Raw genomic sequence first — 11,943 nt, forward strand, 5'->3', positions numbered from 1 at the left:
TCTCTATAAGCATCCATTTTTCATAAATTTCCTGTTCTTTTGATACGCTTGAAATCCATATTTTTTATATTGTTATCTTCATTATTTTTTTAATTATTTATTGGAATGATTCTCATTACATTAGATATTGAAATATAAGTAAATTTCTAATTTATACATCGGTTAAATTCCGAGTATTTTACTAGGTTGAATCTTAATCTGATATCACTAAAATAATGCCATATTTTTTATAAGCCTTTCTATTCATCATGAATATCACTCGCGTTACCGAACTTTTATCTCCTGCTGGTTCTCTTAAAAATATGCGTTATGCATTTGCTTATGGTGCAGATGCTGTATATGCAGGACAACCACGTTATAGTTTACGTGTTCGCAATAATGAGTTTGATCATGAGAATTTAGCTATTGGCATTGGGGAAGCACACGCGCAAGGAAAAAAATTCTATGTAGTGGTCAACATTCAACCACACAATTCAAAATTAAAAAATTTTATCCGTGATTTAACACCGATTATTGAGATGCAACCAAATGCTCTAATTATGTCTGATCCTGGATTGATTATGATGGTACGTGAATACTTTCCTCATGTTGATATTCATTTATCTGTTCAAGCCAATGCAGTCAACTGGGCAACTGTTAAATTCTGGCATAAGATGGGTTTAACTCGTGTCATTTTATCACGTGAATTATCTATTGATGAAATTGAGGAAATTAAAAACCAAGTCCCAGCGATGGAAATTGAAGTGTTTGTTCATGGTGCACTTTGCATGGCATATTCTGGGCGCTGTATGTTATCGGGCTATATGAATAAACGAGATGCCAATCAAGGTGCATGTACCAATGCATGTCGTTGGGAATATAAAATTCATTCTGCAAAAGAAGATGAAACAGGTGATGTCATTCCTGTTCAATCTATTGGTTCCTCAACCTGTTGTCAAAATCAAGAATCCGATTTGGATGAACAACATATGTTGGCACAGCACCGTACAGATGAACCTGTATTATTACAACGCAATGAAGAAGATCTGTTTGCTGCTGAAGAAGATGAGCATGGGACTTATTTCATGAACTCAAAAGATTTGCGTGCGGTTCAACATGTTGAGCGTTTAACGCAAATGGGCATTCACTCCCTCAAAATTGAAGGTCGAACTAAATCTTATTTTTATTGTGCACGTACTGCGCAAATTTACCGTAAAGCGATTGATGATGCTCAATCAGGAAAACCATTTGATCCATCATTAATGGTCCAACTCGAAGGGCTTGCCAATCGTGGATATACCGAAGGTTTCCTGCGCCGTCATGTGCATAGCGAATATCAAAATTATGAAACAGGTTCATCACATTTTGATCATCAACAATTTTGTGGCGAAGTTTTAGAACAAAATGGCGATTATATTAAAGTTGATGTTAAAAATCGCTTTGTCATAGGTGATCGTTTGGAACTTATGACAACTTCTGGAAATATTACATTTATATTGACAGAAATATTAGACAAAAAAGGCAATCTAATCACAGAAGCGAAAGGCTCTGGTCATCTTGTTGATATTCCAGTACCAGCAAATGTAGACATGCGTTATGCATTATTAATTCGAAATTTACCCCATTCAACAACAGATATTTCTGCCCCTTCTTTGGCATACCAAGCGAATTAAATTAAGAGAAACATCATGGCATTACTGATTACAGAACAATGTATTAATTGTGATATGTGTTTACCTGAATGTCCTAACGATGCGATTTATGAAGGAACCAAGGTTTATGAAATCGATATTGCTCGTTGTACCGAATGTGTTGGGTTTTATGATCATCAAACCTGTGTTTCAGTCTGTCCGATTGACTGTATAATTCCACATCCTGAACACCAAGAAAGCAAAGAACAATTAATTAAAAAGTTTAATAGTCTTAAGCTTTTTGGATAATACCATTATTTTATTGCTGAACAGCTAGATTCTTCAATAATCTAGCTAATTCTTCGTTATTCTATTCACGTTCGCATGTATTTGATGCATAAGTTCAATTCAGTTTATTTTAAAACTTATTTCTAAATAATTGCATCACTTCATTTCAATTAGTCTGCATTTTATACCATTTGATCAAAATAAATCACTCTTCTTTTAAAAAGTTAAATCTATCTATCAGATTATTTAAAATTTTTATTTATGTAACATTGGATGTGCATATTGTAAATATATTAAATATAAATAATAATAGTTATCATTTACATCATATTTATCAACTTATCTTTTTTGGACCATCATGAATAGCCCAATTAATGCTCTAAATCCTGAAAAGGTCATCACGTCTTCACGCGTAAAAAAAGACCAACACACGTCCCTCTTTGCTTATCGTTTGATGATTACATACCGTTTTGCTTTGGCACTTATTGGTGGCTACGTACTTGCCATGCTATCTGCGGTTGTGTGCGCTCAATATTTTGCAGATTACCGAGGGAATGCTGCTATGAGCGCAACCATGATTGCTTTTACAGTTTGGACATGTGCATTTATTTGGGTATTCATCGTCAATAAAACTTTAAAAGCAAGTCTTGGCATTATTGTTCCAAGTGTCATTTTGTATGTTCTTTATAAATTTTTAGGAAATTAAAATGCGTGTAGATGCAAAACAAGAAGGTCCACGCCAATCTATGTCTTGGTTACATACATGGGCCAGTTTAATTCTTGGATGGTTGCTCTATGCGATTTTCCTCACAGGAACATTAAGTTTCTTTCAAAATGAAATTACAGTATGGATGAAACCAGAATTACACCAATCAATTCCTCAAAATTCACAAATTGATCAAACCAATGTGGCTTTGAAGTATCTACAAGAACATCATCCTGATGCTGGGGCTTGGAGAATTCAGCTTCCTAACACGCGCCAAAATACAACACTAATTACAATTCGAGAACAAGGTGAAGACCCGCGTTCAAGACGCGGTGGAACACGAATTACCTTAGACAGTGCAACAGGTGAAGTTCTAGAAGCCCGTGATACACGTGGTGGTAGTTTCTTATATCGCTTTCACTTTGATTTATATGGCATGCCACGAATTTGGGCACGCTGGATTGTCGGTATTGCAACTGTTCTCATGCTAGTGGCCATTATTAGTGGTGTCATTACACATAAAAAAATCTTTAAAGACTTTTTTACCTTCCGTTCTGGGAAAGGTCAACGATCTTGGTTAGATGCACATAATGCAACAGCAGTTTTTGCCTTACCTTTTCACATTATGATTACGTTCAGTGGATTACTCCTCCTCACCTTTACCTTAATGCCATGGGGTATTGAACAAATCTATGAAAATAGAGGCGCTTTTTTACAAGAACAAAGTCGTGCGTTAACACAAACGAAACAATCTGAAACAAATCAAGGAGAAGGTCGTCGAGGGCGGACGGCAAATGCTGAAAACGCTCAAGGACGTACTGAGGCTCGCGGTGAACGTCGCCGTGATCATGAACAAGAGGAAGCGCAACCTGCACCACTGACCAATATTACGCCAATTCTCGTTGAAACTCAGAAGGAATGGGGAACTAATCCGATTAGTAATATCAACATTATTGCACCCAATACCAATCAAGCCCAAATTGAACTTCGTGCATTAAACGGTGAAAGTGTTGCTTTCCGGAATATTTACGCAACATTAGAATTTAATGGATTAACAGGTGAAAATATTACCGATAAAAATATGCAACTTAAAAATCCATCCATTCCGATGGCTATTTATAATGTGATTACAACACTTCATGAGGCAAGTGGCGTCAAACTCGCTTTACGCTGGTTATTGTTTCTCTCTGGTATTGTTGGAACGCTGATGGTTGCAACTGGCTTAATTTTATGGTGTGTTAAACGTGCACCACAACAGCAAAAGCAAGGCTATAAATCTTTCGGTTATCGCTTGGTTGAAGTGATGAATATTGCTGCAATTATTGGTTTACCTATTGCCTGTGCAGCTTATTTTTATGCAAACCGCTTTATTCCAGTCCAGATGGAAATGCGCTTAGAATGGGAAATTCGAACATTCTTTATTGTTTGGTTATTGACTTTAATCTATGCCTGCTTTAGAACGCATCGTCAAGCATGGCTTGAACTCCTCATTTTTGCAACAGTTGCATTCGCTCTACTGCCGTTCGTTAATTTTATGACTGGTGGTCAAGCTCTTTGGAATACCATTGCTCATGAGCAATGGGTCATTGCAAGCTTTGATTTGGCAATGTGGGTCCTCGCCCTACTTTTTGGTTATTCTTTTTACAAAGTCAAAAATCATAAAGGCCTTCCAAATAAAAAAGCAAAAAATAATGCGCAAAAAGAGGAGTCTGACGTATGATTTTTTTCTTAATCATTTGGTCAATTACAACGCTAGGCTGTTTCTCACTCGCAAGTTCAATGTCGAAGCATCAAAAGCAAATTTTTGGACATGAGCTCAATGTAAATCAAACCAGACTTGTTACGATTATTGGTTGGATTCTACTCATCGTTTCTCTATTTTTCAGTGTATTACCTACAGCATTAAGTACAGGAATGAGTTATTGGGTAGGTGTACTCACCTTTGCTGCATTATTTGTGGGTTTAAGTTTAAGTTATTATGCACATAAAATTAAACTCATCGCCTTAGTCGTCTTGATCATAATGATACTGAGTGGTCTTCTCTATTTGTTCTAACTTTCATTTATTTAAAAGCCAATCTATTGATTGGCTTTTTTATACTTTGGATTTACTCTATACACATTATCATTCTATATTTAATGTTATGCCTAAACCTATTTCTCCTCCTACTGCACTCATGAATCTTGCAATTACAGGTCACGCCAAAGCGCAATTCGATCTGGCTGAACTTTATATGCAAAGTGAACATGAAGATGACAATATATTAGCAGAACAATGGGCGTTAAAATCTGCTGAAAATGGATATGTAGAAGCCATGTATTGGATCGGCGAAGGCTATACCGTTTATGCCAAAGAAGTTCAAGAAGAAAATAGTGAAGAGGCTAAAACATATTTTGAGCTTGCTTATTATTGGTTAAATCAAGCCAGCTTACAAAAGCATGCTTCTGCAACATTAGAGCTTGCTGGATATTACCGTCGTGGTGATGTTGTTGAAAAAGATATAACGAAATCTATTCACTATGTGACTCAAGCTGCAGAGCTTGGTGATATTCAAGCAATGCGTGACTTAGCCTGTATTTATGAGCATGGGCTAGGCATAGATATTGATGAAGAAAAAGCTGATTTTTGGAGTTTAAAAGCAAAGCAGTTTAGTTAATTTTTTGTATTTCTGAACTCATCAAAAATAAGCAAACGAAGATCACTCTTCATCTTAGTTTGCTTATGCAAAACATTTAATATGTTTTTTGATCTATGGATTGCTCAAAGTCTACAATACGACCAAAATCATCAATCAGTGTTATTTTTATCTTTAATAAAAGTTCGGATGCTAAAATTTTGCGATTCAGGTCATAATTTTTAAATGAAAATGGCGCAACTAAAGTATTTATATTAGGAATTATCTTTGCTTTAACATTTAATGATTGATCAATTAATTTAACGTCTAATATAGAAAGATGATAAGGCGTTGGATTGGTGATCATCACATAACTTCCTTTTTCATCACTGAATATTCGTGTCCTAACCTGCTGTATGATCTCTTCAATATTCATTTTTTTTAAATTTTTAGGTCTAAAAAAAAGCTTAATTTGTGTATTCATTGCCATATTTAAATAATGATGATCCGATCTATTATTGTCCAATAAGGGAATCTCATATAAATTTAACCAAAATACTGATTCACGATCTGAAGGTAATCCTGAACCATCATGAATCATTCGTATTGTATTGATCTCATTGGCTTCCATTTTAAAAAAAGGCGGCACAATAATAAATGAATCTACATGTTTATTCGGACTTCCCTCACCGTGATCAACCCATGGCTGAAAAAGAATAGGATAAAGATTGGCATTTGCTATTTTCAAAGCATGTTCACGTAAACCTTCATTGTAAATTATACGTGTTCCATTAATTACAATACCTGCAACAGTAGTATGGGCTTGCCATAAAATAAAAATCATCAGTAAGCGAGCGATCATCTTGGCTACTGCACCTTAACTAAAACATAAGCCGTTGACCTAACCTGTCCTGCTGTCACGGTTTCTGTCGTTCCTGTCAGCTTTTTTAGTGTGGCTGTAAATGTATGCACATAATTGGTATATCCAGATTCCGTACTGCCTATGCCCCGTCCCGTAACTCCTGATAAAACTGGATACCATCCAGATAATGCTCCAGACGCAATATAAGGTTGGCTAATAAAGTTCATTGTTTCATTGGTATTAGCATTACTTAGATAAATTCCAACACCTTTGGCAATATTATTAGTCCCATAACGGTCGGATAGCAATGTTGAAACACCAGAATTACTATTGACCAGCCCCAAGTTAGTTGCTGCAGTAAGTGCTCCTTCTGACACCTGAAAACCAATTGCTGTCTGTCCTGGTGCAGTACCAGAGTTGACACTTGTAGAACACTCTATGAACACATTAAAATTACTTTGAGCGACCTGATTATTATTGAGTTCACTGATACTCATGGCCTTAAATAAAACAAAAGGTGTCACATTTCTGGCAACACATGTAGGTTCATGTAATAAGGTATTCACATTACGCATCCCATAACCAAAACCATTATTGACAGGCCAAAATCGAAAAAAAATATTAGAATCCTCACCCACATTATCGCTTACCAATCCTGGACCACGTAATTGAATATATGAGTTTGGCTGTAGACAACTATAAATACCGGATGCAATTTGACCGGATGCCGTTGCACCACAAGAGCTACTCCCTGATCCAATTGTTGGTGCTAATCGACTAATACGGTATAATTCAGCATATAAAGGTGGAATATCCTGTAACCGAATATGAATTTTATTATTCCCTGCACGTAAAAAAGAACTAACTGGAACTGCTTTCCAAAATCTAGAGAGTGTCACACCACTCATACTTTGCTTAATACCGACATACTGAAAATAGGTTGCAAATGTATCTGGAACACCATCATCTCTACCTAAATCCCAATAACCACCAACACGATCGTCACCATTGGTTGCAACTAAAAATTGAAGAAGTGGTAAATCTACTTCATCACAAATCCATAAAACACTCGATGCATTTGCTGAGTTAAAGGTATAGTTTGTCGATGGCACCACCGCACTTGCTAATAAAGTTCCCACTGGTTGTAAATATGTACTTGCAACGTTCACTGTGCCAAATTTAATTAATGCTGTACGATCATCCCCAACTTGAGCAACGAACGTATTTGTACAGATTGCAAAAATATTGGTTGAAAATAAAATACACAGAAAAATAGATGCCTGAAATAATCTTATTTTCATTTATTGTACTCCAGCACATATTTCAGTTAATCGAATAATCGGTTGCTCTTCGAGTTGATTTGGAATTCGGTAATTGACATGGCATTTTTCCTGAGCTGAATCTCCCCAATCTACAGTTAAGATGCCTTGTACTTGATTTGTTCTGATATACATTTGTCCATTTTGTCCAACAATACCCAGTATTTCGTTTTTTTCATCACGTACAGTTGCACCAAATGGAATAAACTCACCAGATTGAAATCTTGACTGTATCAAGACTGGATAGCCTATTTTGGTATTAAACTTTACTTTGAGCGTTGCACCTGCATAAGGCACAATTTTATCTTTGGATGCTTCAACCTCTAATAAATACGATGTTCCTACTGGATTTAAAGAAATTGTATTAAATTGATAAGGAGTTAATGAAGGTACTAAAGCATATCCTTTGTGATCTATTTTGATTCCAGATAAATTATTCACTTCCGCACCATACGCGCCTTTCGCTTCAATTAAAGCAAAAGTGTCACTTAGATAGTGTCCGAATGTTATTCCGCCAGAATGAATCGCAAATGCACCTTGGATATTCCCAGATAGTTGCTGATAATGATTTGAAATTGATGTATTTATGTGAGTATTTACAGCAGTAAACTTTTTTCCTAAGCCGCCATTGAAGATCGTTCTATGTGACTGATCCTCATAATTAACGCCCATGTAATAGTTGAATGGATTATGATCTCCAAAAAAACCAGAAAATGTCGTTTGATAAGACTGAATCTTTTGTGAGTTATTTAAATAAGATGTAGCTAAGTTATGATTCGTACTTTTACGATTGAAACTTAATGGAATATTTAATGAAATACTGACTGATGTTTCAGGTTTCTTATTCTTCGTATTAAAAAAATTCTTATCTTGATTCAAATCATAATTAAGATTGAAATATTGTCTTATGAGTGAGATATTTAAATTTATACGATTATAAAATAATTGGCTGTAACCAAGTTGTAGCTGAATATTTTCATCACGCTTATGATGATATTGAGTTATAGAACCAGATAAGAATAGCGTTCCAAAACGACCAAAGGATTGATTCATGGTCAAATCAAAACGGGAACTTTGCTGATCATGTCGAGGATTGTTATCAGTTACATTCTTCTTATTCATAGATCTTTGTTCTAAAACATGATTCAAATCTCGATAATTTTCAGTCGAATATTTATAAGCGGCTAAGCTTATGGTCGTCTGAGTTGTGGTAAAATTTTTACTGTAATTTAAACTTAACATCCAACCCAATAATGCATTTTTATTCAAATTTTCAGCATATGAATAAGTCATTGTAGAACCTAGAGCACCAAAATAATCGGTATAAGTGGTACCCAAAAGACCAGCATAATAACCATCTGCAAAGCGCAAGCCCGAAATTAAAGTTGTTTTATTATTCAATCCATATTGAAAACTGCCATCAGTAAAAAAACTGTCCTCTCCAATATTGTTTGTTTTACCAACATCAATATTATATTTAAATGCTTTGGGTCTTAAGGATTGAGGAACTGCAGAAAATGGCACAGTAAATTCAGAGATATTTCCGTTGGCTTCTTCAATTTGGACGAATAAATCACCATTCAAACTTGTAGGAGATAAATCATTAATGGTAAATCCACCTGCAGCAACAGAGGTTTCATAAATTTTTTGCTTATTTTGATAAATTGAAACTTTTGCATGCGTATTTGCGACCCCTTTAATGGTTGGCGCATAACCACGCATTGATTGCGGCAACATTCTATCGTCTGAACTCAAATTAAATCCGATAAAACGAAGACCAGAGAAAAATCGCCCCGATGTATATGTTTGACCAAAGAGAAGATTACCTTTAATTTGTTCAATCGGTCTGGTAATAATGCTGCGTGTATTTTGCCAATTTACTTCATTTTTATTCCTATAACTTAGGTTAGAATACTGTCTATATTGCCATTTACCAAAATTCATCCCTCCATTAAAAGATATGAAACCTGAGTTCTGATTTCGAGTTATATCATTATGCTTTATTGAAGAATGATAATAATTGGTCATATAATTTAAAAATGCAATGCGATCTCCATCATTCCAAACATCAGGATTTATATATCCTTGTGGTAAGTTAATTAAATGATTTTGTGGAATTAAAATATTTATACTCAATATATTTAAATTAAATTTAATATCACTATTAATATAATCAGTCAAAAATATACATTTTTCTTTTTTATTTTTTATTTCTTTTAATGAAACAGACTTAATTCTCATTGAATTGATTAACTCCATAGAAAAGCATGGCTGAATTTTGTCATCACTCATAGCTTTAAAGTATACTTCTTTACGGATTAAATATTCACCATTTACATAAATATCAACATTATAAAAACCAGAGTTATAATCATTATTACTAATTTTTTTTAATATTTTAATTGTTTCACTTGATTGTCCTTTAAAAAGAGAATCATCTAATATATATTGGTCATTATTTCTAATCTCATAAGCATATGAAATCTTAAAATGTATGATTAAAAAAAACCATGAAATAGTTATTATATTATTTTTAAAATTCATGACAAAACATACCTATTTTTCACTTATTCTTTTTACATGATTTACCACAGCACCATAATCATTAATAGTTGAAAATCTAACTTCTGATATTTTATTTATAGTGAAATCAATAATCCATTTTTCAGAACTTTGTGGTGAAATCATTTTATGATCATTTACAAAAATAAAACTATCTTGATTACCCACTTCTATTTTATTAAAATTAATATAATAATTAGATGGATTATTAACAACTAGCAAATATTTATCATTATTTTTTTCTATTTTAAATATTAGACTATTTATACTTTCATCAGAGTTTCCAATTAATTCTTTCGGTCTATAAAATATTTTAACTCTATTTTTAAATAAAATATAAAGATGACTATTTTTCAAACTACTTTCTTTAATCATCGGTATTTCCATAAAGTTAAGAAAAAATAGACTTTCTTTATTTAAAGGAATTTTATCTGTATCTAAAAAAATAAGCCGTACAGATTGACCTGTATACTCAATCATCTTAAATATTTTGGGTGTAATTACAAAAGATTGATCTGGACTATTAATCGTTGAATTTTCATCCCCCTTATCAATCCATACCTGTACAATGCTTGGAATTTTGCTTTTGCTCTGAAAATAGATTGTTTTTTCTTTCTTCCCTTCATTAAAAATTATTCTTGTACCCGTTAATGTTACTCCTGAATATGTTATAGAAAGAATATTAAGCCAAATAAAAAAAAGTAACTTCATTAATAATTCCACTTTTATATTATTAAAAAATAATCAAATAGGGTTTATTCATTATAAATAAACCCTTAAAATAATTATTGATAAGTAATTGTATATTCAGCAGTTGCTTTTACGATACCAGCTCTAATAGGGGTACCAGTAGATTTATACTGTACACCCAAAGTTGCAGAATTATTGGTAGGTGTAATTGCTATTCTGGTTGGACCAGATAAAACGACAGCAACACCATTTGAATCTAATATTTCTAATCCGATATTATTTGCAGCTGTAGTTCCTGATGCTATATTTCCTAAAATACCAGCAGTAACACTATAACCTGCCAATATAATACCTTTTACAGATGTGCAACTACCGGCAAAACCAATATTAAAATTAGTTTTTCCTGCTGTTGTTACAGTACCTGTAAATATTGATGCAAGCACAGGAGCTAAAAGTACTGTACCATTTTCATTACCATTTATTGTTGGTACACATGTTTCAGTACTTACTTCTCCTGAAAATTGAATTGTTGGTGCTGCCATCACTAAGCTTGATAAACTAAAAACTAATGTACTCACTAACACTAATAATATATTTTTCATCATATTTCTCTTTGTCATGTGATTTAAAATTAATCTTTTTAAAATAAATTTGATATAAATTAACATATTTATTTTTATTTAATTTTATAATTGATAGACAATAATAAAAAATTATATTATTTTTATAATTTTAATCAAAATCTATATAAAAATTATTATTAATCAATTTTTTAACATTATTATCTGTTATAAAATTTCAACCCAATTTATTGGTGATATAAAAATCTTCAAATAAATCTATTTTTAAATTTTATCCAATCAATCATATCAATAATTATTTTTATTTTATAAACTTCAATAATTTTATTAAAATACTTATTCCAAAAATTCAAACTTATAAAATTAAATATAATAACAAATTAATAAAACTGATCGGATTAATTAAAAAACCTTATTGTTTTTTATTTAAATAAAATAGGAAATTTTATTTATTCAGATGAAAATTGAGGATAATCTGGCATAAAATTTTGATGAAATACTACAACCAAATGTCATGATAAAATTGATTTTAATTGATGAATCTGTACCAAAAACTGTGCACCACCTCCCTCTTCATCATATCTATTCATTGGATTAATCGCTAATCCTAATAATTAAACTGTGATACTTAAATAAGTACCTAATAAACCTGAATTACGAAGCGTAGAAGTTTTAATGAGTTCTGTACCATCCTCATCAGTTGATGAAAGA

Annotated in this window: 11 protein-coding genes; 6 read left to right on the forward strand and 5 right to left on the reverse strand. The window is 32.9% G+C overall.

Translation table 11 applies throughout. From position 1 onward, the window contains the following. Positions 1-248 precede the first annotated feature (248 nt). The 6 genes from yegQ to B9T31_RS02855 all read left to right on the forward strand — a co-directional run bounded on the left by yegQ (position 249) and on the right by B9T31_RS02855 (position 5,260). On the forward strand, positions 249-1,652 hold the full coding sequence (yegQ, locus tag B9T31_RS02830; RefSeq protein ID WP_086180459.1) for a tRNA 5-hydroxyuridine modification protein YegQ: 1,404 nt from the start codon (positions 249-251) through the stop codon (positions 1,650-1,652). A gap of 15 nt (positions 1,653-1,667) precedes the next feature. After that, positions 1,668-1,919, forward strand: a complete 252-nt coding sequence (locus B9T31_RS02835) for a YfhL family 4Fe-4S dicluster ferredoxin (RefSeq protein ID WP_086180460.1) — start codon at positions 1,668-1,670, stop codon at positions 1,917-1,919. A 337-nt stretch (positions 1,920-2,256) separates the two neighbouring features. Next, positions 2,257-2,604 (forward strand): hypothetical protein, encoded by a 348-nt coding sequence (locus B9T31_RS02840; RefSeq protein WP_086180461.1) that lies wholly within the window; start codon positions 2,257-2,259, stop codon positions 2,602-2,604. Position 2,605: 1 nt separating this feature from the next. Then, the gene (locus tag B9T31_RS02845; protein ID WP_086180462.1) at positions 2,606-4,324 is read left to right on the forward strand and encodes a PepSY-associated TM helix domain-containing protein; all 1,719 of its coding nucleotides are present in this window, start codon (positions 2,606-2,608) and stop codon (positions 4,322-4,324) included. Continuing rightward, the gene (locus B9T31_RS02850) at positions 4,321-4,659 is read left to right on the forward strand and encodes a DUF3325 domain-containing protein (RefSeq protein WP_086180463.1); all 339 of its coding nucleotides are present in this window, start codon (positions 4,321-4,323) and stop codon (positions 4,657-4,659) included. The genes B9T31_RS02845 and B9T31_RS02850 overlap by 4 nt, the downstream gene beginning before the upstream one ends. A gap of 88 nt (positions 4,660-4,747) precedes the next feature. After that, a complete protein-coding gene (locus tag B9T31_RS02855; protein WP_086180777.1) occupies positions 4,748-5,260 on the forward strand; it encodes a tetratricopeptide repeat protein in 513 nt (170 codons plus the stop codon). A 76-nt stretch (positions 5,261-5,336) separates the two neighbouring features. Here B9T31_RS02855 and B9T31_RS02860 read toward each other — a convergent pair whose 3' ends face one another. The 5 genes from B9T31_RS02860 to B9T31_RS02880 all read right to left on the reverse strand — a co-directional run bounded on the left by B9T31_RS02860 (position 5,337) and on the right by B9T31_RS02880 (position 11,253). Further along, positions 5,337-6,080, reverse strand: a complete 744-nt coding sequence (locus B9T31_RS02860) for a molecular chaperone (protein ID WP_086180464.1) — start codon at positions 6,078-6,080, stop codon at positions 5,337-5,339. Positions 6,081-6,085: 5 nt separating this feature from the next. Then, complete coding sequence (locus B9T31_RS02865) at positions 6,086-7,381, reverse strand: fimbrial protein (protein WP_086180465.1); 1,296 nt, start codon at positions 7,379-7,381, stop codon at positions 6,086-6,088. Beyond that, entirely contained in the window at positions 7,382-9,943 is a 2,562-nt protein-coding gene (locus B9T31_RS02870; protein WP_086180466.1) for a fimbria/pilus outer membrane usher protein, read from the reverse strand. Positions 9,944-9,955: 12 nt separating this feature from the next. Next, complete coding sequence (locus B9T31_RS02875) at positions 9,956-10,672, reverse strand: molecular chaperone (protein WP_086180467.1); 717 nt, start codon at positions 10,670-10,672, stop codon at positions 9,956-9,958. Between the two features lie 74 nt (positions 10,673-10,746). Continuing rightward, the gene (locus B9T31_RS02880; RefSeq protein ID WP_171264676.1) at positions 10,747-11,253 is read right to left on the reverse strand and encodes a fimbrial protein; all 507 of its coding nucleotides are present in this window, start codon (positions 11,251-11,253) and stop codon (positions 10,747-10,749) included. Positions 11,254-11,943: the final 690 nt, after the last annotated feature.

The sequence above is a fragment of the Acinetobacter sp. ANC 4558 genome (genome assembly GCF_002135375.1).
Classification (GTDB): Bacteria; Pseudomonadota; Gammaproteobacteria; order Pseudomonadales; family Moraxellaceae; genus Acinetobacter.